20 protein-coding genes are annotated in these 21,657 nt (G+C 65.8%); 12 read left to right on the plus strand and 8 right to left on the minus strand.

Going from position 1 to position 21,657, the window contains the following annotated elements:
* Positions 1-20: 20 nt before the first annotated feature.
* Genes sufD through ACLMAJ_RS21040 form a run of 3 tightly spaced genes read right to left on the minus strand, consistent with a single transcriptional unit; the run spans position 21 to position 3,513 of the window.
* Positions 21-1,259, minus strand: a complete 1,239-nt coding sequence (sufD, locus tag ACLMAJ_RS21030; RefSeq protein WP_412015479.1) for a Fe-S cluster assembly protein SufD — start codon at positions 1,257-1,259, stop codon at positions 21-23.
* Positions 1,259-2,695, minus strand: coding sequence for a Fe-S cluster assembly protein SufB (sufB, locus tag ACLMAJ_RS21035; protein WP_412015480.1), 1,437 nt, complete (start codon positions 2,693-2,695; stop codon positions 1,259-1,261). Before sufB ends, sufD begins: the two co-directional genes overlap by 1 nt.
* Positions 2,692-3,513, minus strand: coding sequence for a helix-turn-helix transcriptional regulator (locus ACLMAJ_RS21040; protein ID WP_412015481.1), 822 nt, complete (start codon positions 3,511-3,513; stop codon positions 2,692-2,694). The genes sufB and ACLMAJ_RS21040 overlap by 4 nt, the downstream gene beginning before the upstream one ends.
* Before the next feature lie 172 nt (positions 3,514-3,685).
* On the opposite strand from ACLMAJ_RS21040, the gene mptB reads away from it, so the two are divergent.
* The 7 genes from mptB to ACLMAJ_RS21075 all read left to right on the plus strand — a co-directional run bounded on the left by mptB (position 3,686) and on the right by ACLMAJ_RS21075 (position 11,293).
* Complete coding sequence (gene mptB, locus ACLMAJ_RS21045; RefSeq protein ID WP_412015482.1) at positions 3,686-5,365, plus strand: polyprenol phosphomannose-dependent alpha 1,6 mannosyltransferase MptB; 1,680 nt, start codon at positions 3,686-3,688, stop codon at positions 5,363-5,365.
* The gene (locus ACLMAJ_RS21050) at positions 5,362-6,294 is read left to right on the plus strand and encodes an ABC transporter ATP-binding protein (RefSeq protein WP_412015483.1); all 933 of its coding nucleotides are present in this window, start codon (positions 5,362-5,364) and stop codon (positions 6,292-6,294) included. Before mptB ends, ACLMAJ_RS21050 begins: the two co-directional genes overlap by 4 nt.
* A complete protein-coding gene (locus tag ACLMAJ_RS21055; protein ID WP_412015484.1) occupies positions 6,291-7,082 on the plus strand; it encodes an ABC transporter permease in 792 nt (263 codons plus the stop codon). The genes ACLMAJ_RS21050 and ACLMAJ_RS21055 overlap by 4 nt, the downstream gene beginning before the upstream one ends.
* 77 nt (positions 7,083-7,159) lie before the next feature.
* On the plus strand, positions 7,160-8,134 hold the full coding sequence (locus tag ACLMAJ_RS21060) for a COX15/CtaA family protein (protein WP_412015485.1): 975 nt from the start codon (positions 7,160-7,162) through the stop codon (positions 8,132-8,134).
* A 38-nt stretch (positions 8,135-8,172) separates the two neighbouring features.
* A complete protein-coding gene (gene pip, locus ACLMAJ_RS21065) occupies positions 8,173-9,141 on the plus strand; it encodes a prolyl aminopeptidase (protein WP_412015486.1) in 969 nt (322 codons plus the stop codon).
* A gap of 323 nt (positions 9,142-9,464) precedes the next feature.
* Entirely contained in the window at positions 9,465-10,157 is a 693-nt protein-coding gene (locus ACLMAJ_RS21070; protein WP_412015487.1) for a type 1 glutamine amidotransferase domain-containing protein, read from the plus strand.
* Positions 10,158-10,420: 263 nt separating this feature from the next.
* Positions 10,421-11,293, plus strand: a complete 873-nt coding sequence (locus tag ACLMAJ_RS21075) for an aldo/keto reductase (protein ID WP_412015488.1) — start codon at positions 10,421-10,423, stop codon at positions 11,291-11,293.
* A 76-nt stretch (positions 11,294-11,369) separates the two neighbouring features.
* Here the strand turns inward: ACLMAJ_RS21075 and ACLMAJ_RS21080 are convergent, their stop codons facing one another.
* Positions 11,370-12,602: an FAD-dependent oxidoreductase gene (locus ACLMAJ_RS21080; RefSeq protein ID WP_412015489.1), complete on the minus strand. Its 1,233-nt coding sequence runs from the start codon at positions 12,600-12,602 to the stop codon at positions 11,370-11,372.
* 365 nt (positions 12,603-12,967) lie between these two features.
* Between ACLMAJ_RS21080 and ACLMAJ_RS21085 the strand changes: the two genes are divergently transcribed.
* From ACLMAJ_RS21085 to ACLMAJ_RS21095, 3 genes are all read left to right on the plus strand, one after another.
* On the plus strand, positions 12,968-13,879 hold the full coding sequence (locus ACLMAJ_RS21085) for a 2-hydroxyacid dehydrogenase (protein WP_412015490.1): 912 nt from the start codon (positions 12,968-12,970) through the stop codon (positions 13,877-13,879).
* Positions 13,880-13,943: 64 nt separating this feature from the next.
* Positions 13,944-14,855 (plus strand): LysR family transcriptional regulator, encoded by a 912-nt coding sequence (locus ACLMAJ_RS21090; RefSeq protein ID WP_412015491.1) that lies wholly within the window; start codon positions 13,944-13,946, stop codon positions 14,853-14,855.
* Positions 14,856-14,919: 64 nt separating this feature from the next.
* The gene (locus tag ACLMAJ_RS21095) at positions 14,920-15,153 is read left to right on the plus strand and encodes a tautomerase family protein (RefSeq protein WP_412015492.1); all 234 of its coding nucleotides are present in this window, start codon (positions 14,920-14,922) and stop codon (positions 15,151-15,153) included.
* Between the two features lie 119 nt (positions 15,154-15,272).
* Here the strand turns inward: ACLMAJ_RS21095 and katG are convergent, their stop codons facing one another.
* The 3 genes from katG to ACLMAJ_RS21110 form a co-directional block, all read right to left on the minus strand.
* Entirely contained in the window at positions 15,273-17,501 is a 2,229-nt protein-coding gene (gene katG / locus ACLMAJ_RS21100; protein ID WP_412015493.1) for a catalase/peroxidase HPI, read from the minus strand.
* A 47-nt stretch (positions 17,502-17,548) separates the two neighbouring features.
* A complete protein-coding gene (locus tag ACLMAJ_RS21105) occupies positions 17,549-17,992 on the minus strand; it encodes a Fur family transcriptional regulator (protein ID WP_412015494.1) in 444 nt (147 codons plus the stop codon).
* A 61-nt stretch (positions 17,993-18,053) separates the two neighbouring features.
* On the minus strand, positions 18,054-18,584 hold the full coding sequence (locus ACLMAJ_RS21110; RefSeq protein ID WP_412015495.1) for a CGNR zinc finger domain-containing protein: 531 nt from the start codon (positions 18,582-18,584) through the stop codon (positions 18,054-18,056).
* A gap of 38 nt (positions 18,585-18,622) precedes the next feature.
* On the opposite strand from ACLMAJ_RS21110, the gene ACLMAJ_RS21115 reads away from it, so the two are divergent.
* Together ACLMAJ_RS21115 and ACLMAJ_RS21120 are read left to right on the plus strand one after the other, a co-directional pair.
* Positions 18,623-19,585, plus strand: coding sequence for an EamA family transporter (locus tag ACLMAJ_RS21115; RefSeq protein ID WP_412015496.1), 963 nt, complete (start codon positions 18,623-18,625; stop codon positions 19,583-19,585).
* Positions 19,586-19,672: 87 nt separating this feature from the next.
* Positions 19,673-21,412: a DUF3556 domain-containing protein gene (locus tag ACLMAJ_RS21120; RefSeq protein WP_412015497.1), complete on the plus strand. Its 1,740-nt coding sequence runs from the start codon at positions 19,673-19,675 to the stop codon at positions 21,410-21,412.
* Positions 21,413-21,441: 29 nt separating this feature from the next.
* Here ACLMAJ_RS21120 and ACLMAJ_RS21125 read toward each other — a convergent pair whose 3' ends face one another.
* Positions 21,442-21,588, minus strand: coding sequence for a DUF1059 domain-containing protein (locus tag ACLMAJ_RS21125; protein WP_412015498.1), 147 nt, complete (start codon positions 21,586-21,588; stop codon positions 21,442-21,444).
* Between the last annotated feature and the right edge of the window lie 69 nt (positions 21,589-21,657).

Genomic DNA, 21,657 nt, shown 5'->3' on the forward strand with positions numbered 1-21,657 from the left:
GTGGGGGTATGTGTTCGGGATCAGACGCCGACAGCGGCGAGTTCGGCCTCGATGGCCGACTCCAGCCGCTCCCGGATCTCGGGGACCGCGATCTTCTGGATGATTTCCTGGAAGAAGCCGCGCACGACAAGGCGTCGCGCCACATCCTCCGGGATACCGCGAGCACGCAGGTAGAACAGCTGCTCGTCATCGAAACGACCGGTGGCCGACGCGTGGCCCGCACCGGCGATCTCGCCCGTCTCGATCTCGAGGTTCGGCACCGAATCGGCGCGTGCGCCGTCGGTGAGCACCAGATTGCGGTTCACCTCGAAGGTATCGGTGCCCTCGGCGGCCGCGCGGATCAGCACGTCGCCGACCCACACGGTGCGGGCATCGCCCTTCGGCGAGTTCGGATCACCTTGCAGCGCACCCTTGTACAGCACGTTCGACTTGCAATTCGGCTGCGAGTGATCGACGAGCAGACGCTGTTCGAAGTGCTGACCCGCGTCGGCGAAGTAGAGACCGAGCAGTTCGGCGTCGCCGCCGGGACCGGCGTAGCGCACGGTTCCGGTGAGCCGCACCAGTTCGCCACCGAGGGTCACCGCGGTGTGGCGCAGCGTGGCGTCGCGGCCGAGCAGGGCGTGGTGCGCGGTCACGTTGACGGCGTCGTCGGCCCAGTCCTGGACCGCGACGACGGTCAGCTTCGCGCTGTCGCCGAGCACGAATTCCACGTTCTCGGCGTAGGTTCCGCTGCCGCGCTGGTCGATGACCACGGTGGCGACCGCGAAGTTTGCCAGCCGGACCTGGAGGTGGCCGTAGGCGGTCGTGCCCTCGCCTGGGCCGGTGACCGTGACGATCACCGGCTCGGCGACCTCGGTCTCCGCGCCCACCGACAGCACGGTGGCCGACTCGAAGCCCGAATAGGCCTGCGCGGCAACCCGATCGGTCGGCTTACCGGCGACGCCCAGGCGCTCGTCGGTCCGGTTCACGGTCTCGACGGTCACACCGGCGACCGGGCTGACCTCGACCGCTGCCAGACCGTCGCGCACCGCGGTGCCGTCGTGCAGGCCGCGCAGCCGACGTAGCGGGGTGAACCGCCAGGCCTCGTCCTTGCCCGTGGGGACCTCGAAGGCGTTGACGTCGAACGAGGCGAAGACCTCGCCCTTGTTCGTCGCGGCACCGGCGCCCGGGTTCTGAATTGGCTTGATTGTCGGGTTCTCGCCCTCGACAGCTTCGGCCAGCGCGGAGCGACCCGACTGACTGTTATCGCCGCTTGCCATCAGCCGACGGATCCTTCCATTTGCAGTTCGATGAGCCGGTTCAGCTCGAGGGCGTATTCCATCGGCAGTTCCTTGGCGATGGGCTCGACGAAGCCGCGCACCACCATGGCCATGGCTTCGTCCTCGGTCATGCCGCGGCTCATCAGGTAGAACAGCTGGTCTTCCGACACCTTGGAGACGGTGGCCTCGTGGCCCATCGTCACGTCGTCCTCGCGAATGTCGACGTAGGGGTAGGTATCGGAGCGGCTGATCGTATCGACAAGCAGCGCATCGCATTTCACGGTCGACTTGGAGCCGTACGCGCCCTTGTTCACCTGAACGAGGCCACGGTAGGAAGCCCGGCCGCCACCGCGCGCCACCGACTTGCTGATGATGTTCGAGGAGGTGTGCGGCGCCAGGTGCAGCATCTTCGCGCCGGTGTCCTGGTGCTGGCCCTCGCCTGCGAAGGCCACCGAGAGCACCTCGCCGCGAGCGTACTCGCCGGTCATCCAGACCGCCGGGTACTTCATGGTGACCTTGGAGCCGATGTTGCCGTCGACCCATTCCATGGTCGCGCCCGCCTCGGCCTTGGCCCGCTTGGTGACCAGGTTGTAGACGTTGTTCGACCAGTTCTGGATCGTGGTGTAGCGGCAGCGGCCGCCCTTCTTCACGATGATTTCGACGACCGCGGAGTGCAGTGAGTCCGACTTGTAGATCGGCGCGGTGCAGCCCTCGACGTAGTGCACGTAGGCGTCTTCGTCGACGACGATCAGGGTGCGCTCGAACTGGCCCATGTTCTCGGTGTTGATCCGGAAGTAGGCCTGCAGCGGAATATCCACGTGTACGCCGGGCGGGACGTAGATGAACGAGCCACCCGACCACACGGAGGCGTTCAGCGCGGAGAACTTGTTGTCGCCCGCCGGGATCACGGTGCCGAAGTACTTCTGGAACAGTTCGGGCTGCTCCTTCAGTGCGGTGTCGGTGTCGAGGAAGATCACGCCCTGCTTCTCCAGATCCTCACGGATGGAGTGGTAGACGACCTCGGACTCGTACTGTGCGGCGACACCGGAGACCAGGCGCTGCTTCTCCGCCTCGGGGATGCCAAGCTTGTCGTAGGTGTTCTTGATGTCCTCGGGCAGGTCATCCCAGGTCGCGGCCTGCTTCTCGCTGGAGCGCACGAAGTATTTGATGTTGTCGAAGTCGATGCCATCGAGGTTGGACCCCCAGTTCGGCATCGGCTTGCGATCGAAGATGCGCAGCGACTTGAGCCGGTAGTCCAGCATCCAGTCCGGCTCGCTCTTCTTGGCCGAAATATCGCGGACAACCGCCTCGGAGAGGCCTCGTTGTGCGCTGGCACCGGCCACATCCGAATCGGCCCAGCCGTAACCGTATTTGCCCAGCGAAGCGATGGTCTCTTGCTGAGTGAGCGGTTGCACCTGGTCGGTGGTTGTCGTCATTCGGCACTCCTTCCGGAGTCGTTCGTTCGTACCGCTGCGGGCTGTGCAGCGATTGTTTTGGAAGCGTTCTTCTTTTCGGTAATAGGCAGAACGAGTAGCGGCACGTGGGTCGTGCACGCGCAATCGCCGTTGGCGATCGTCGCAAGTCGCTGAACATGAGTTCCGAGCAGGTCCCGGAATGCTTCGAGTTCCGCCGCGCACAACTGCGGGAATTCCTCGGCGACGTGAGCCACCGGGCAGTGATGCTGGCAGATCTGCACACCGGCGCCCACCTTGCGGGTGGTCGCGGCGAAACCGGCGTCGGTGAACGCCTCGGCGATCTCCTCGGCCTTCGCGGTAGTCGTCTCCGGCGTGTGCTGACCGACCGGCTCGATACCTGCCACGATGGTCCGTGCCCGCTTGCGCGCGAACTCCGCGATGGCCGCATCGCCGCCGATCTCGCCGAGCTGCCGAATGGCCGCTCCAGCCAGGTCGTCGTAGGCGTGCCCCAGACGGCCACGGCCTGCCGAGGTGAGCTGGTACTGCTTGGCGGGCCGACCGCGCCCCTGCTGCTGCCAGGGCGCCGACCTGCTGGCGCGCGCCTGGCCGGAGTCGATGAGCGCATCGAGGTGGCGGCGGACCCCGGCCGTGGTCAAACCCAGCTTGGTCCCGATGGCAGTCGCGGTGATCGGCCCGTCCTCCAACAGCAGCTGGACGATGGCCGCCCGCGTGTGCCCCTCGCCACCCGCGACCAGGGTCGCGGGCGCAGCCGAAGACGCGGCGCCGGTGCGGCGACCAGCTCCTGAGTCCTCGTCATGCGGCAAACCCACGGTTTTCACAACACCAGTGTGGCGGAATTCCTTCCCAGAATCTAATAAGGGTGCCCTGGCTATGTGGGCAGCTTCGAGAGACTTCTTCAGATTCTGCTCCACCGACGCTGGTCGACGGGCCGAGCTCGACGGTCGCCGTCCGCCACAATGGCAGTACCCGCATTCCTCTAGGCTTCGTCTCGTGGCGGTACTCGACAGCGCGCGGCGCAGCACGAAGGCATTGGGACGCCGGGTACTCGGACTCGAAGCGCCTGCCGCCGACCACTCTGTAGCGGTACTGCATCGCGATGAATCAGAGGTGCCCGAGCTCGACCGCAGGGAGCTGGCGCAGCTCGACCGGATCCGCCTACTCGGCGCGACCGGGACGGTGCTGATGGTCATCAGCGCGTTGGGAGTCGGCGCACAGCCGGTACTACAGAATCCGACCTCGGGCATTCGCATCATCGCGATCTTCGGCCGGGCGCACACCGGGTCGCTCGCGGTATGCATGGTCGGCACCACGATGGTGGTGCTCGCGTGGTTGCTGCTCGGCCGTTTCGCGGTCGGCGGTTTGGGTGGTTCTCCCCTGCACCGTCTGACCCGCTCACAACTCGACCGCACGCTGCTGCTGTGGATCGTCCCGCTGTGCGTCGCGCCGCCGCTGTTCAGCAACGACGTGTATTCCTATCTGGCACAAAGCGAGATCGCCGCGCGCGGCATCGATCCCTACGAGATGGGACCGGCCCAAGCACTCGGCAACGACAACGTGCTGACCAGAAATGTCCCGAACATCTGGCGCGAGACTCCCGCACCGTATGGCCCGCTGTTCCTATGGGTAGGGCGCGGTATCGCCACCTTGACCGGCGACAACATCATCCTCGGTGTCTGGATGCACCGATTGCTCGCACTGGCCGGTGTCGCGCTGATCGTCTGGGCGCTGCCACGCCTGTCGGCCCGCTGCGGAGTCGCACCGGTCAGCGCGCTGTGGCTCGGCGCGGCCAACCCGCTGGTGCTGTTCCATCTCGTCGGCGGCGTGCACAACGACGCGCTCATGCTCGGGCTGATGCTCGCCGGACTGGAGCTCTGCCTGCGCGCGATCGACATCGAACCGTTCGACGGACGTGCCTACGCGCTGTTGATCGGCGGGGCGGTGGTTATCACGTTGTCTTCGTCGGTCAAGGTCACCTCGATTGTCACGATGGGATTCGTCTGGGTGGCGCTTGCTCGGAAATGGGGCGGCGGTACGCGATCGCTTGTCATCTCGGCCGCGCTACTCGGGGCGATCGCCCTGAGCACAACGGCGGTGATCAGCTCACTGAGCGGCCTCGGGTTCGGTTGGGTCCATACACTCAATACCGCGAGCGCGGTACGCAGTTGGATGTCGCTGCCCACCGCTGTCGGCATCGTCACCGGGTTCGGCGGCGTGCTACTGGGCCTCGGTGACCACACCACCGCGCTACTGAGCATCACGAGGCCGATCGCCGCGGTGGTCGCTGCCTTCGTGACGGTGCGGATGCTGGTCGCCGCCGGTACCGGGCGGCTACATCCGGTGGGGGCGCTCGGCGTCTCGCTCGGCGCCATCGTGCTGCTGTTTCCTGTGGTGCAGCCCTGGTATCTGCTGTGGGCCATCGTGCCGCTCGCGGCTTGGGCGACCCGGCCGATATTCCGTGTGCCCGCCATTCTGTTCTCGGCGATCGTCAGCGTCCTGCAGATGCCGCGCGGCGGCGAGTTCGAGGTCTTCCAGATCGTCGGCTCGGCGATCGTCACCGTGATCGTCTGCGTGCTGTTCATCGTGATCACCCGCAATGCGCTGCCGTGGCGTGGACAGTCGGGGGTGTCGGCTCCATCACAGCGGCCGAGGTCCTACGGTGTCACATCGTGACCGCAGCCTCCGGACCCGCCGTACGCATCGACGGCGTCGTCAAACATTACGGCGAAACCACTGCGGTCGACGGAATCCGCTTCGACGTCGAGCGAGCGCAGGTGCTCGCGCTGCTCGGCCCGAACGGCGCGGGAAAGACCACCACGGTCGAAATGTGCGAGGGCTTCGTGACACCCGACGCCGGGTCGGTTCGCGTGCTCGGCCTCGATCCGATCGCCGATTCCGATCGACTTCGACCACGAATCGGTGTGATGTTGCAGGGCGGCGGCGCCTATCCCGGCGCCCGAGCGGGCGAGATGCTCGACCTGGTCGCGGCCTACTCCGCGAACCCGCTCGATCCCGAATGGCTGCTGAAAACCCTTGGTCTACAGGACAATCGGCGCACACCCTACCGCCGTCTTTCCGGCGGTCAGCAGCAGCGGCTCGCGCTGGCATGCGCGCTGGTCGGCAAGCCGGAGATCGTGTTCCTCGACGAACCGACCGCCGGCCTCGACGCACAGGCCAGGCTCATCGTGTGGGAGCTGATCGACGCGCTGCGCCGCGACGGGGTCACCGTCCTGCTCACCACCCACCTGATGGACGAGGCCGAGCAGCTCGCCGACCAGTTGGTGATCATCGATCACGGGAGAATCGTCGCCTCCGGAACGCCCGCCGAGGTGACCGCGCACGGCGCTGCGGGGCAACTGCGCTTCTCCGCCCCACCGAAACTCGACCTCGATCTGTTGAAAACGGCACTGCCGGAGGGTTTCTCGCCACGCGAGACCACACCCGGTTCCTACCTCGTCGAGGGTGAAATCGATCCGCAGGTACTCGCAACGGTGACCGCGTGGTGCGCACGGGTCAATGTGCTCGCCACCGATATCCGGATCGACCAGCGCCGCCTCGAAGACGTCTTCCTGGAACTCACCGGACGGGACCTACGCGGATGAACCAGCCCGACTTTGTCGAAAACCGGTTCGCGCCCGGTACCTTCACCCCCGACCCACGCCCCAACGGCCGGGTCTCGATGATGCGGGCACAGACCGGGCTCGAACTGGTCCTGTTGCTGCGCAACGGCGAACAACTGCTGCTGACCATGTTCATCCCGATCACGCTGCTGGTCGGCCTCGCGCTGCTGCCCTTCGGCGATCTCGGCGACGACCGGATCGACAAGATCGTGCCCGCGGTCATGATGGTCGCCGTCATGTCCACCGCGTTCACCGGCCAGGCCATCGCCGTCGGTTTCGACCGTCGCTACGGCGCACTCAAACGCCTCGGCGCGACCGCGCTGCCCCGCTGGGGCATCGTCGGCGGCAAGAGCGCCGCGGTCCTGATCGTGGTGGTGTTGCAGGCGGTGCTGCTCGGCGCCATCGGATTCGCACTCGGCTGGCGGCCCGAACCTGGTGGACTCGTGCTCGGGGCGCTGGTGATCGCCTTGGGGACGGCGACTTTCGCGGCGATGGGGCTGCTGCTCGGCGGCACCCTCAAGGCGGAAATCGTGCTCGCCCTCGCCAACATCCTGTGGTTCGTGATGCTCGGCGTCGCCAGCATCGTCTTCGCCTCCGACGACCTGCCCGCCGCCGTGAACGTGCTCGTCAGGCTGGTTCCATCGGGCGCGCTCGTGGTCACCCTCGAAGACGCGATGCGCAACAGCATCGACTGGTTCGGCATCGCTGTCCTCGCCGCGTGGGGCGTGGTCTCCGCATTCCTCGCGGCCCGCTTCTTCCGATTCGACTGAGGCACGGCCACCACACAACGACGCCATGTAGTAGACCGGGTGAATTGCCCCGAACCGCAGCCGCTACCATCGTTCGCGTGCTGTATCGCGCATTTTTGCGACTCGTCGACAAGCTTCCGCTCCCCTCACTGAAGGTGCAGCGCTGGATCGCGGTCGCCGTCATCCTGTCGCAAGCGGGCATCGCGGTCACGGGCGCGATCGTCCGCGTCACCGCCTCCGGCCTCGGCTGCCCGACCTGGCCGCAATGTTTCCCTGGCAGCTTCACACCGATCGGCGTGTCCGAGGTGCCGGTGCTGCACCAGACGGTCGAGTTCAGCAACCGCCTGCTGTCCTTCGCGGTCACCCTGTGCGCCGCACTCATCGTGCTCGCCGTGACCCGCGCCCGACGCCGCCGTGAGGTGCTCACATACGCGTGGTTGATGCCCGGCGGCACCGTCCTACAGGCGATCATCGGCGGCATGACCGTCCGCACCGGCCTGCTGTGGTGGACCGTTTCGGTGCACCTGCTCGCCTCGATGCTCATGGTGTGGGTCGCGGTGGTGATGTTCGCGAAGGTCAGCGAACCGGACGACGGCATCGAGGTCATCCAGGCCCCCGCTCCCCTGCGTTGGCTCACCGCGTTGAGCGGTATCGCCCTCGCCGCCGTACTCATCGCGGGAACCCTCGTCACCGGCGCGGGACCGCACGCGGGCGACAAGAGCATCGAACGGCAGGTCGAACGCCTCCAGGTCGAGATCGTCACCCTGGTTCACCTGCACTCACAACTACTCGTCGGCTACCTGGCCCTGCTCGTCGGCTTGGCATTCGGCCTGTTCGCCGTCGGCATCACCCCCGCCATCCGAATCCGCCTGTTCGTCCTACTCGGGTTGGTCTGCGCACAGTCACTGATCGGCATCGTTCAGTACTTCACCGACGTACCCGCCGCCCTGGTCGCAATCCACGTCGGTGGCGCCGCCGCATGCACCGCCGCCACCGCCGCCCTCTGGGCGTCACTGCGCACCCGCGAACACGTCTCGGCGACACTGCCAGCAGCCGCCGCGCAGTCCGCGTAGCTCCACTCGACCGCTCGCCGCCGATCATGATATCGGACATGGAAACAACTCCACCCCAACCATTCCCAGACATCGAACCGTACGCGCACGGCCTCCTGGACGTCGGCGACGGAAACCAGGTCTACTGGGAAACCAGCGGTGCCCCGGCAGGCAAAGCAGCATTGGTCGTGCACGGTGGGCCGGGTGGCGGCGGACGTCGCGGAGCCCGAAAGATGTTCGATCCCAACGTCTATCGGATCGTCCTGTTCGATCAGCGCGGATGTGGCGAAAGCCTGCCGAGCGCCGCAGATCCGTCGACCGACATGGCGCACAACACCACCGAGCATCTGCTCGCCGATATGGAGCGGCTGCGCGAACATCTCGGCATCGACCGCTGGCTGCTCTACGGCGGTTCCTGGGGCTCGACGCTGATCCTCGCCTACGCCGAACGTTATCCCGAGCGTGTCAGCGAGATCGTGCTGGTCGCCGTCACGATGACGAGGCCGGAGGAGATCGACTGGCTCTACCACGGTCTCGCACGCCTACTGCCCGGCCCATGGGAAGCCTTCCGTGCCGCGGTACCGGCGCAAGACAGCGACGACAACCTCGTGGCCGCCTACGACCGGCTGATGAGCAACCCGGACCCGGCGATCCGAAGGCAGGCAGCGCAGGACTGGTGCGTCTGGGAAGACGCCGTCATCTCCCACGAAACCCTCGGAGCGCCAGGCCAATACAGCGCCAAACCCGACACGACGATGCTGGCGTTCGTGCGAATCTGCACGCACTACTTCGTCAATATCGCCTGGCTCGAGGACGGTCAGCTACTGCGTGACGCGGACCGGCTCGCCGGTATCCCCGCGATACTGATTCATGGTCGCCTCGACCTCGCCAGCCCGTTGGGGACCGCATGGGAACTCGCGGAGGCGTGGCCGACCGCCGAACTGCGGGTCGTGGACGATTCCGGCCACACCGGCAGTCCCATGTTCCACACTGAAATACTTGAAGCCCTGGCGTGTTTCGGGCGCTAGGTCGGGCGGCCCGAGGCGCGCTGCCCGCAAGGGTCGTCGGGCCGGTTCCTCGGTTCAAGTAGAAGAACGCGCCAATGCAGATGAACATCGCTGGCCGATCGCTTGGTGTCCAAGGCGAAACCCGCGTAGCACGGTGAACCGTCGGCGACGAGTCCGATGATTCCGGGGGCACCCTCGCCGAGCCATCAATATTTCGATGTCTCCTATCGGCGATCCTATTGGTGCTCTGATAAATGCCTGCTTACGGTAGTCCCAGCGACGAACTGACGAACCGCACACGACATGTCGGTACGTCGACCCCAATCCCCGAGCAGGAGGCAATGATGTCGAAGATCCTTTTCGTCATGACAGGCGTCGACTACTGGACGCTTGCCGACGGAACCAAGCACCCGACCGGCTACTGGGCCGAAGAAGTGGTGGCACCCTACAAGGCATTCAAAGAAGCGGGCCACACGATCGTGGTCGCCACCCCGGGCGGCGTGGTCCCCACAGTCGACAGGGGCAGCTTGGCACCCGAGGTAAATGGCGGCACCGACGGCGCGACCGCAGTGGGGAAGGTGCTGGAGGACGCGACCGAGCTGCGGCAGCCGATCCGGCTCGAGGATGTGGATCTCACCGAATACGACGCCGTCTACTACCCCGGCGGGCACGGCCCGATGGAAGACCTCGCGGTGAACGCGGATTCCGGCGCGCTGCTCGACGCCGTGCTGGCCTCGGGCAAGCCGCTCGGCATTGTCTGCCACGCCCCCGCCGCATTGCTCGCGACCGCCGCCGAAGGCACATCCCCGTTCGCGGGCTACAGGGTCACCGGTTTCACCAATGCTGAAGAGACACAGGCCGGTCTCGCCGACAAGGCCAAGTGGCTGCTGCAAGATCGGCTCGTCGATCTCGGCGTCGACTTCCGCGCGGGCGAGGCGTGGGCACCGCACATCGAGGTCGACCGCAACCTCTACACCGGCCAGAACCCCGCGTCGTCGGCACCGCTCGCGGCAGAACTCATCAAAGCGCTGAGCTGATCGGGAAAGCACTGGGCTGATCATGACAGTGCCGGTGCCGAGCTCGATCTCACTACCGGCCCCTTCGCGGACTCCCCACGGCATTCCGACCGACGTCGAGCTCACCACCACGGCAATCCGCGCCCCTGGTACCAAGGAAACGGTCCGCCCGGGCATAGATGACTCGCACGACGCGTTGTCGGTGTCATGCCGGGCGGACATGCTGTGCACCTCGACCACAGCTGACGTCACAACACCGAATCACCGACCCCCACGGAGCCCGTATGACCACACAGAACACCTCTCGCCCCGCCGATGCGTCGGGAACCTTCGCCATCGGCGGTGACCTTCCCGTCAACCGCCTCGGCTACGGAGCAATGCAAATCACCGGCCCCGGCGTCTGGGGCGACCCCAAGGATCCGGCCGAGGCCGTTCGCGTCTTGCGCCGCGCGGTGGAGCAGGGCGTCAACTTCATCGACACCGCCGACTCCTATGGTCCGTTCGTCAGCGAGAGCCTCATCCGGCTCGCCCTGCATCCCTACCCCGACGACCTGGTGATCGCCACCAAGGGTGGTCTTACCCGCTCCGGCCCCGGTGACTGGCGCCCGGTCGGCAGGCCCGAATATCTGCGCCAGCAAGTGCATTTGAGCCTGCGGCACCTCGGCCTCGAACGCATCGATCTCTACCAGCTGCACCGCATCGATCCGGCGGTCCCGCTCGCCGACCAACTGGGCGCGCTGGTGGAGTTGCAGCAGGAGGGCAAGATCCGCCACATCGGCGTCTCGGAGGTGACTGTCGAGCAGCTGAAGCAGGCACGGGAGATCGCCGACATCGCCTCGGTGCAGAACCTCTACAACCTCGCCAACCGCAACGCCGAGGACGTGCTGGACTACGCGACGGCCGAGAACATCGCCTTCATCCCGTGGTTCCCCATCGCGACCGGCGAACTCGCCCGCCCCGGCGGCCCGCTCGACACCTTCGCCAAGGAGCACGGCGCGAGCCCCTCGCAGCTGGCGCTGGCCTGGCTGCTGCGCCGCTCCCCGGTCATCCTGCCGATTCCCGGCACCTCCAGCGTTGCGCACGTCGAGGAGAACACCGCTGCCGCGACCATCACCCTCACCGACGACGAGTTCGCGGCGCTGACCGCCGCAGTCTGACCGCTGTTCGAGGGCAGCCGCGGCTCCGTACCGGGGGGCCGAGTCACCGTGTAGTGGCTCGGCTTTCGGGGCGGGACTATTCGCTGGGGTTCGCGGTGACCGGTTGGTCCCAGTCGATGGTGTGGCAGTGGGTGTAGCGGAACATTTCTTCCGGGGCGGGGAGGGCGGGTTGGCCCGCCGACGTGCCTTCGGCTTTGGCCTTGTTCGCGCCGCGGGCGCCGTCGGCGATTGCCTCCACTCGCGGGCGGCGCAGTTGCTCGTAGGCGGTGAACGCGTCGGCGATGGGGAGATCACGCAGGCAGCGGGCGAGTTCGACGGCGCTTTCGATGGCCAGCGAGGCGCCCTGCCCGGAACTGGAGGACGGGGCCTGCGCGGAATCGCCTACCAGCACGATGCGCCCGCGATGCCAGGTCGGCACGGACGGCATCAATTCCATCGGACCGACGATGGTCACATCCTCGGGAGCGGTGTGCGCGAGCAGGGTTTGGCCCGGCACGTGCCCGGCGTACAACTCGCGCAACCGTGTCAGCCACTCGGCGTTGGAGATTTCGTTGGTTTCGGCGGCGGTCAACGGTTGCGTGCGCGGCAGGCTGGCGAACCAGGCGATATTGCCGTCATTGTCGGTGGCTTCCGGGTCGTCCTGCTCGCGACCGACACCGACCCTGGCGCCGGCGGGGACGCCGTAGTAGCCGAGGAAGGTACGGCCGAAGGCGAAATACATCATGCCGTCTTTTGTCTCCACGTCGCTTCCGCGAGCGATGCCGCCGAAGCTCAGGACACCGCCGTACTCGGGTCCCGGTGCGTTCGCGTCGATGAGAGTGCGCACGGTGGACCGGATGCCGTCGGCGCCGATCAAGATGTCGGCGGTCGCGGTATCGCCGTCGGCGAAAGTCGCGGTCACCGCGTCCTCGGCTTCGGCGACAGAGACGAGCCTCTTGCCGTACTCGAAGCGCACTCCGCTGGCGGCCGCGTGGTCGGCCAGCGCCCGGAAGAGATCGGCGCGCGGCATGATTTTCGTTGCAGGCAGATCCGGGAAGCCTGCGAACTCGGTGAAGATGTTGCCGTTGGCGTCGCCGAAGATCGATCCGGGGATTTCGAGCCCGAGTGAATCGATGGCTTGGTCGGCGCCGATAACCCGCAGTGCCTGCTGCCCGTTGGGGGCGAGGCTCAGGCCTGCGCCGACGCCGTCGGCGGCGACGGGGTAGCGCTCGTAGACGGTGGCGGCGATACCGGCTTTGCGAAGTGCCAGCCCGATTACCGACCCGGCAACGCCGCCGCCGATCACCAATGCCGTTGTTGCCTTGTTCATTTCGTGCTCCGATCGGTTGGTTCGTCGGAGCCATAGTATCCAGAACACTAGTTTCATTGCAACTAGTTTTGGATGTCGGATTCCGATGGCCGAGGGAGGCACATGGAATGCTCGGCTGATCGGAGATCCGCGGCCCACAGGGAGAATGCATGGAAATCGGGTTCAGCACGTTCCTGATCTTCAACCTCGATGCGCTGCCGACCAACGAAACCCACGCGTTGCTGGACGAATACGCTGCCGCCGGCGCGGACCACCTCCACACCGACTAGTCGCGCTCGACGAGCCGCGGGCGAGGAAAACCCCTCGGCGAGCTCGGCCTGGGCATCTGCCTGTCGAGCAGCACTCCCACGGTTAGTGTGGGGAGCATGCCGGTCACTGTCCTCGTTTCAGATGCTTACGGAGTCGGCGTGCTCGCCGCGGTCGATGGCGTTCGCCCGCTGCGCTTCGAGCCGGGTGGCCCGCTGCCATCCGGTGCCGACCGGGCCGAGGTTCTGATCCCCGCGTTCCTCACCCGGCCGGATTCGATCGATCTCGCCGGTCTCCCGAAACTGCGACTGGTGCAGATGCTCACCGCGGGGGCCGAGGGCTGGATCGGGAAACTGCCGGACGGTGTGATGCTGTCGAATGCGCGTGGCGCGCACGGGGCCAGCGTCGCTGAATGGGTCCTCGGGGCATTGCTTGCGACCTACCGCGAATTCGGCGGGTTCGCCGACGCGGGGCGTGCGCACCGCTGGAATCAGCATCAGACCGACACCTTGGCGGGCAAACGGATCCTCGGAGTCGGTGCGGGCGATCTCGGCGTCGAGCTGCGGCGCAAGCTGGAACCGTTCGACGCGACGCTGACGCTGGTCGGGACGAATGCCCGCGACGGCGTGCACGGGGTCGATGAATTGCCGGAACTGCTCGGCGAATTCGATGTCGTCGTCTTGATGGTTCCGGTGACCGACAAGACCATCGGGATGGTGGACGCGAAGTTCCTCGCTCGGATGGCCGATGGCGCGATACTCGTGAATGTGGCGCGCGGTCCCGTCGTGGATACCGAAGCGCTGCTCTCCGAGCTCAGGTCGGGGCGGCTGCGGGCCGCATTGGATGTCACCGATCCTGAACCGCTGCCGCCCGACCATCCGCTGTGGACGGCTCCGGGCCTGCTACTGACACCGCACGTCGCGGGTAGCAGCCGAGGTAGCGTCGAACGCGCCTACGCCGTCGCCGCGGCGGAGATCGCCCGTTTCGCGGCGGGAGAGTCGCCGAAAAACCTTGTCCACGGCGACTATTGACCGGGCGCGGCGTCGTGCGGGCGCGGGCAGCGACCAGGTTCGCCGGTGTCGGTATCGTGCGGCTATGGAACTGCGCCAGCTCGAATACTTTGTCGCGGTCGCCCAGGACCTGCACTTCGGGCGAGCCGCCGAGCGGTTGCACATCGGACAGCCGGCGATAAGCCAGCAGATTCGTCGGCTCGAACGCGAACTCGGCACCGATCTCCTCGACCGATCGCCGCGACATGTACGGCTGACCGACGCCGGGGAGTGTTTCCTCCCCGAAGCCGAGGCGGTGCTCGCCGCGGTAGATCGAGCGCGCGCCACGATCGCCGGGCATGCCGCCACGCGCACCGCGACGCTGCGCATCGGCACCAGCGCCGGGCTCGGCGCTCATCTGGAGCGGGTGCTCGACGAGTTGATCGCACTTGCCCCCGATCTGGCGGTCGACCTCGTCTCCGCGCCGACACGCACCAGGCTGGAACAAGTGGCGGCGGGTGAGCTCGATGCCGCATTTCTGCGTGGCGGACCCGACCCGGCCGGGTTGCCGCAGCTACCGGGCGTGCGACTGATCCCCATCTGGCGTGATCCACTGCTGGCGGCGCTGCCTGCGCAACATCCCTTGGCCCACGCCGAGACGGTGGCACTGACCGACCTGGCGACCCTGCCGCTGCGGCTGACACAGCGACGGAACAATCCCGCGCTGATCGATCTGATTATCGGCGCCTGCCACAGTGCGGGCGTCGAACCACTGCCCGGCCCGAACTCGGTGAACCTGGAAAACACCCTGGCCGCAATCGGCACAGGTCCACCGAGCTGGACCCTTGTCTACGCCTCCCATGCCGCTCGACTGCGTACCGCCCGCGTCGCCTTCCTGCCGTTCGGCGAACCGGCCGAGCTGGCGATGACAACCTTCCTGGCAACGAGGCAGGAAGCTCCCACCGAACAACTGAAGCTGCTGCTGAAAGCCTGTGGCGATCACGATCACGAATCGTGATCACTGCCGGTTTCGACTGCGCCTGGTTCGGTATCAGCGAACACGATTTACTTCATATGTGCAGGTGAGCGGTTCGGAAAGCCGGGAAGCCCCTGTCGACACCCAGGAGTGGATCATGCCCAACGTCACCATTCAACAGCTTCCCAAGACTCCGGAACTCAAGCGAGCGCTGGTCGCCAAGATCGCCGACGCTTTCGTCGACGCCTACCAAATCCCAGCCGAGACGGTGCACGTCTGGTTCGAGGAGTATCCCGCCGACGGCTACGGCGTGGCCGGAAAACTCATCGCGGACAAGTAGCCGCGGTAATCGTCATCACGAACAGCGGCGTACGCACGGTACCCCGCGAACTGCGTCAGTTCGCGGGGTGCCGTGCGAGAGTGCGATGACCGACCTGTGGGACGGACATCGCACCGGGATCAGGCGAGGTCGAACCGGTCGAGGTTCATCACCTTGTTCCATGCGGCGACGAAGTCGTCGACGAACTTCTGCTTCGCATCGTCGGTCGCGTAGACCTCGGCGAGGGCGCGCAGCTGCGAGTTCGATCCGAAGACCAGGTCGACGCGGCTGCCGGTCCAAGTCGCGCCACCGGTGGTGCGATCCTTGCCCTCGAAGGTTTCCGCGTCGCCCGAGGTCGGCTCCCACTCCGTGCCCATGTCGAGCAGGTTCACGAAGAAGTCGTTGGTCAACGACTCGGGGTTCGAGGTGAAGACGCCGAGCGGCGACTGCTGGTGGTTCGCGCCGAGTACGCGCAGGCCACCGACAAGAACCGTCATTTCGGGAGCGCTGAGGGTCAGCAGGTTGGCCTTGTCGATCAGCAGGTACTCGGCGGGGAGCCTGCTGCCCTTCCCGAGGTAGTTGCGGAAGCCGTCGGCGTTCGGCTCGAGTGCGGAGAAGGACTCCACATCGGTCTGCTCCTGCGTGGCGTCCGTGCGTCCCGGCGTGAATGGCACCTCGACGTCGCGCCCGGCGTTCTTGGCGGCCTGCTCGACCGCCGCTGATCCGCCGAGCACAACGAGATCGGCGAACGAGACTCTCGTGTTCCCGGTCTGGGAGGCGTTGAAGGATTCCTGGATTCCCTCCAGGGTGCGCACCACCTGTGCGAGCTCGTCAGGGTTGTTGACCTCCCAGCCGCTCTGCGGCTGCAGGCGAATACGCCCACCGTTGGCACCGCCACGCTTATCGCTACCACGGAACGACGACGCCGCCGCCCACGCGGTCGAAACAAGCTGCGAGACAGTCAGACCCGACGACAGGATCTGGCTCTTGAGGGCGGCGATGTCGGCCGCGCCGATGAGTTCGCCGGTCGCCGCGGGGACAGGGTCCTGCCACAGCAGCGTTTCTTGTGGAACCAGCGGGCCGAGGTAGCGGGCGACAGGGCCCATGTCGCGGTGGGTCAGCTTGTACCAAGCCTTGGCGAACTCCTGCGCGAGTTCCTCGGGATGGTCGAGCCAGCGACGGGTGATCTGCTCGTAGACGGGGTCGATCCGCAGCGAGAGGTCCGTTGTCAGCATGACGGGGGTGTGGGTCTTCGACGAGTCGTGGGCGTCGGGCACGGTGCCCGCGCCGCCGCCGTCCTTGGGGATCCACTGCCAAGCGCCCGCGGGGCTCTTGGTCTTCTCCCACTCGTAGCCGTACAGGGTCTCGACGAAGGTGTTGTCCCAGGTCCGAGGGGTAGGCGTCCAGGCACCCTCGAGGCCGCTGGTGATCGCGTCCTTGCCGACGCCGGTACCGAAGGAGCTCTTCCAGCCGAGGCCCTGCTGCTCGAGCGGGGCGGCCTCGGGCTCGGGGCCGACGAGCTCGGCATCACCGGCGCCGTGAGTCTTGCCGAAGGTGTGGCCGCCGACGATGAGCGCTGCTGTCTCGATGTCGTTCATTGCCATGCGCAGGAACGTCTCACGGATGTCGGTGGCTGCGGCGAGTGGATCCGGATTGCCGTTTGGCCCCTCCGGGTTCACGTAGATCAGACCCATTTGGACCGCACCGAGGGGCCTCTCGAGCTCCCGGTTGCCGGTGTAGCGTTCATCGCCGAGCCACGTGTGCTCAGGACCCCAGTAGACGTCTTCCTCGGGCTCCCACTGGTCGACGCGACCGCCGCCGAAGCCGAAGGTTTCGAAGCCCATCGACTCCAGTGCGACATTGCCCGCGTAGACGATCAGGTCGGCCCACGAGAGCTTCTTGCCGTACTTCTGTTTGACCGGCCACAGCAGTCGGCGCGCCTTGTCGAGGCTCGCGTTGTCGGGCCAGCTGTTGAGCGGCGCGAACCGCTGCATGCCCGCACCGGCACCGCCGCGGCCGTCGTTGACGCGGTAGGTGCCCGCGGCATGCCAGGCCATCCGAATGAAGAACGGTCCGTAGTGGCCGTAGTCGGCGGGCCACCACTCCTGCGAGGTCGTCATCACGCCCTCGATGTCCTGCTTCACCGCGGCCAGATCGAGGGTCTTGAACTCCGCGGCGTAGTCGAAGTCCTCGCCCATCGGGTTGGCCACGGCGGGGTTCTTCTGCAAAATCTTCAGATTGAGCTGGTTTGGCCACCAGTCACGGTTGCCTCCTCCCTCGGTCGGATACTTGAGGCGACCGGTCACGGGGCAGCCGCTTTCAGCGGGTTCCGTGTTCGCCTCTCCGATGGGCGGGTGTTCTTCAGACACGGCAATTCCTTTCGGGAGTGAGTGAATCGGGCTGTGATTACGGGGGATTATGGGTGTGCCGAGGCCGTGTGCGGTGCCGAGCAGTCGGCGCAAAGACCCCAGTAGATGACCTCGGCCTCGTCGAGAACGAAACCGTTGTCGTCCGCCGCCGTCAGGCAGGGTGCCTCGCCGACCGCGCAGTCGACGTCGTTGATGACGCCGCACGACCGGCACACGAGGTGATGGTGGTTGTCCCCGACGCGCGTCTCGTAGCGGGCAACGGCGCCCATCGGCTGGATACGCCGGAGCAGGCCCGCGGCAGTCAGTGCACGCAGGACGTCATACACGGCCTGATGGGACACCGCACCGAGGCTCTCGCGCACGCGACCGAGGATCGTGTCCGTGTCGGAGTGGGGTTGGTTGTGCACCGCGGTGAGCACCGCTATCCGCGGTGCGGTCACACGCAGCGCGGCACCACGCAGCATGCGCTCGAATTCCGGAATCGTGGACACATTCCGAAGTATGAATCATTCAAGTATCGACCGAGGGCGGTTCGGCGAAATTGATTCCCTGTTATTTCTTCCTGGCACGGTAGGCGGCGACGGCGTTGCGGTTTCCGCACGCGGTGCTGCAGTAGCGGCGCGACCTGTTGCGCGAGAGGTCGAGAACGAGGCCATCGCAGGTACTGTCCGCGCAGGTCGACAGCCGACTCATCTCGTCGGAGCGGATCAGGTCGATCATCGCCATCGCGGTCTCGACGGCGATCCGGACAGGAAGGGGAGCCGCCGCGGACACCGCATGGATGTGGTAGTCGACCTCGCCGTGCTTGACGAGTTGCGGCACGGCTCGATATTTCACCAATGTCTCGTTCACCAGCCGCACTGCCGTGCCGCGTTCACTGGTGAGCATCCGGCGTAGCGGCGCGCGCAGCGCACGCACCGCCATGAGCTCCACGGCGTCGCCGGTGTGCGCTCCGGTGTAGACGTGCTTGCGGAAAAACTCATCGAGTTGAGCTGCCTCGGTCAATGTATCCGGCTCCTCCGCCGAATTCACCAGCTCCACCGCGGCAACCAATGCCGCCTCGGTGTCATGAGCAAAAGTCATGTTGACATATTACCAACCCGATCTTAACGTCATCACTCATGGCGACGATGACTCATGACATTGCGGTACGGCGGCGACTGAGGTCCGGACTGATCTGCGCGGTGGTGTCCGCATCGTCGTTCGGGCTTTCCGGTCCGCTGGCACGCGGTTTGATGAACGCCGGCTGGAGCTCCGCGTCCGTGGTTGCCGTCCGAGTGCTCGTGGCCGCCGCCGTACTCGCGCCGATCGCGGCAGTGCAGTTACGTGGCGACTGGCATCTATTGCGCCGCGACGCATCCCTTATCACCGCCTACGGGCTGGTCGCCGTCGCAGGCACCCAGTTGGCGTACTTCAACGCCGTCGCGCACATGGAAGTAGGGGTGGCGCTGCTGATCGAATACACCGCCCCGATCGCCGTGGTGAGCTGGCTGTGGCTACGCCATCGCCAACGCCCCGGCGCGGCGACCGTCGCGGGCGCTCTGCTCGGGACCACCGGCCTTGTCCTCGTCATCGACCTGCACTCCGGTCTGGACACCAGCTGGGTCGGCATCGCGTGGGCCCTGGCCGCCATGATCGGTGCCGCCGCCTATTTCGTACTCTCCGCCCACGGTGATGGCACGTTGCCCGGCACCGTACTTGCCGCAGGCGGGCTCCTCGTCGGCGGACTCGCCCTACTGGTAGCGGGCGCGATCGGCATCGTTCCCCTGCACGCCACCACGAATGCCGTTGTCTTCCAGAACTTCACCTTGTCGTGGTGGCCGCCGGTGCTGGCCCTCGGCACAGTGACCGCAGCCCTCGCCTACGTCTCCGGCATCGCCGCCACCCGCATGCTCGGCTCCCGCCTGGCCTCCTTCGTCGCCCTCTTCGAAGTCTTGGCCGCACTGACCTTCGCGTGGACCCTCCTCGGCGAGGCACCCCGTGCCATCCAACTCCTCGGCGGCGTGCTGATCCTCACCGGCGTCGTCGTGGTCCGCCGTGGCGAGCCCACCGACCATGGTCCTGAGACCACACGTGCTGATTGACAGCAAATGTCCGACCTGCCAACGTATCGAAGGACATCGCGGTCCCGATTCGCCCGGCCTCGGTGGCGGTGAATCGGAGAGTGCGTGATGGGGTTTCTCGAACCCGACCTACCCGTGGTCGATATGGCGGAATGGAGCAAGGGCACTCGTAGCGAGCGAATCCGCCCTATGGCCAGGCATTGGGCCGAGGTGGGTTTCGGGACGCCGGTGGCGCTGCATCTGTTCTACGTCGGCAAGGTCTGTCTGTATATCCTCGGCGGCTGGCTGATCATGCTGTCCACCAAGGGTATCGACGGATTCGCGAGCGTCGGTGATTGGTGGTCGGAGCCGATCATCTTCCAGAAGGCCGTGCTGTACACGTTGCTGTTCGAGGTGGTCGGACTCGGCTGCGGGTTCGGTCCGCTGAACAACAGGTTCTTCCCACCGCTGGGCTCGATCCTGTATTGGCTGCGACCCAAGACCATTCGGCTGCCACCGTGGCCCAGGTATGTTCCGCTGACCAAGGGAACCGGCCGGACGGCGGTGGATATCGCGCTGTATGCGGCACTGCTGGTGATGACATCGATCGCGTTGCTCTCCGACGGCACCGATTCGATATCGGAGTTGGACACCGCGACGGGGTTGCTGCCGGTGTGGCAGATCGCGGTGATCCTCGGCCTGCTCGCGATACTGGGATTGCGCGACAAAGTGATATTCCTTGCCGCGCGCGGCGAGGTCTATGCGACGCTGGCAGTCACTTTTCTGTTCGCGGGCGCCGACATGATTGTCGCCGCGAAGGTGGTTTTCGTGGTGATCTGGATGGGCGCGGCGACATCGAAGCTGAACAAGCATTTCCCGTTCGTGGTGTCCACGATGATGTCCAATAGCCCGGTATTTCGACGAAAGTCGCTCAAGCGCAAGTTCTTCGAGAACTTCCCCGATGATCTGCGACCGGGCCGCTTGTCCCGCATCTTCGCCCACGGCGGTACAGCCGTCGAAATGTGTGTTCCATTGGTGCTGTTGTTCTCGCACGGCGGCATGGCGACCGCGATTGCGGCGCTTGTGATGGTGGGCTTCCACCTGACGATCCTGACGGCCGTTCCCATGGGCGTGCCATTGGAGTGGAACGTCTTCATGATCTTCGGTGTGCTGGTGTTGTTCGTCGCGCACGCCGATCTCGGGCTCGGCAGTCTCCACCACCCAGCGCCGGTAGCGCTGCTGTTCGTGGTGATCGCGAGCATCGTGGTCGCCGGAAACCTGTTCCCACGCAAGATCTCGTTCCTACCCGGCATGCGGTACTACGCGGGTAATTGGGATACGACGATGTGGTGCATCAAACCCTCGGCCGCGGAGAAGATCGGCAGCGGCATCGTCGCGATCGCAAGCATGCCGCAGGCACAGCTGGAACGGTTCTACGGAAAGGACCGAGCACAGATTCCGATGTTCATGGGATACGCCTTCCGCGCCATGAATACGCATGGTCGCGCGCTGTTCACCCTCGTGCACCGAGCCATGCCCACCGGCCGCGAGGACGAGTACACCATCACCGACGGAGAGCGCATCTGCAGCACCGCGGTCGGCTGGAACTTCGGCGATGGCCACATGCACAACGAACAACTCATCGCCGCGATGCAGCAACGCTGCCATTTCGAACCCGGCGAAGTACGCGTAGTTCTGCTCGACGCCCAGCCGATCCACCGGCAGACACAGCAATACCGCCTGGTCGATGCCGCCACCGGCGAGTTCGAGCGCGGATTCGTGAACGTCGCGGACATGGTGACTCGCCAGCCATGGGCCGATGACGTGCCTGTGCACGTGTACCCGAGCGACCAGGCCGACCCCACCTGACAAGGTCGACGCCAGAGATCGCTACCGGATCAGTAGGCGATGAACAAGATCTCATCCCGTGAGTAGTCATGCCCCGGATGGTTCGCGGCCAAGTGGGCTTTGGTCTTCTCCACAAGATCGTCTTCGTCGGACCCGACGATGGTTTCTCCGCAGGGGCAGTTCAGATTTCGCTTCATAAGCCATCCTTCCTTCTCGATCGACAGTCTAAGCACGCGACCCCGCCACTGCCCCACACCGGCCTACTG

The sequence above is a fragment of the Nocardia arseniciresistens genome, assembly GCF_046764875.1.
GTDB classification, from domain to species: domain Bacteria; phylum Actinomycetota; class Actinomycetes; order Mycobacteriales; family Mycobacteriaceae; genus Nocardia; species Nocardia arseniciresistens.

Bases quoted from the DNA above. Each gene is read 5' to 3' on its own strand.
- sufD (WP_412015479.1), bottom strand. From the start codon at position 1,259: ATGGCAAGCGGCGATAACAGTCAGTCGGGTCGCTCCGCGCTGGCCGAA.
- sufB (WP_412015480.1), bottom strand. From the start codon at position 2,695: ATGACGACAACCACCGACCAGGTGCAACCGCTCACTCAGCAAGAGACC.
- ACLMAJ_RS21055 (WP_412015484.1), top strand. From the start codon at position 6,291: ATGAACCAGCCCGACTTTGTCGAAAACCGGTTCGCGCCCGGTACCTTC.
- pip (WP_412015486.1), top strand. From the start codon at position 8,173: ATGGAAACAACTCCACCCCAACCATTCCCAGACATCGAACCGTACGCG.
- ACLMAJ_RS21070 (WP_412015487.1), top strand. From the start codon at position 9,465: ATGTCGAAGATCCTTTTCGTCATGACAGGCGTCGACTACTGGACGCTT.
- ACLMAJ_RS21075 (WP_412015488.1), top strand. From the start codon at position 10,421: ATGACCACACAGAACACCTCTCGCCCCGCCGATGCGTCGGGAACCTTC.
- ACLMAJ_RS21080 (WP_412015489.1), bottom strand. From the start codon at position 12,602: ATGAACAAGGCAACAACGGCATTGGTGATCGGCGGCGGCGTTGCCGGG.
- ACLMAJ_RS21085 (WP_412015490.1), top strand. From the start codon at position 12,968: ATGCCGGTCACTGTCCTCGTTTCAGATGCTTACGGAGTCGGCGTGCTC.
- ACLMAJ_RS21090 (WP_412015491.1), top strand. From the start codon at position 13,944: ATGGAACTGCGCCAGCTCGAATACTTTGTCGCGGTCGCCCAGGACCTG.
- ACLMAJ_RS21110 (WP_412015495.1), bottom strand. From the start codon at position 18,584: ATGACTTTTGCTCATGACACCGAGGCGGCATTGGTTGCCGCGGTGGAG.
- ACLMAJ_RS21115 (WP_412015496.1), top strand. From the start codon at position 18,623: ATGGCGACGATGACTCATGACATTGCGGTACGGCGGCGACTGAGGTCC.
- ACLMAJ_RS21120 (WP_412015497.1), top strand. From the start codon at position 19,673: ATGGGGTTTCTCGAACCCGACCTACCCGTGGTCGATATGGCGGAATGG.
- ACLMAJ_RS21125 (WP_412015498.1), bottom strand. From the start codon at position 21,588: ATGAAGCGAAATCTGAACTGCCCCTGCGGAGAAACCATCGTCGGGTCC.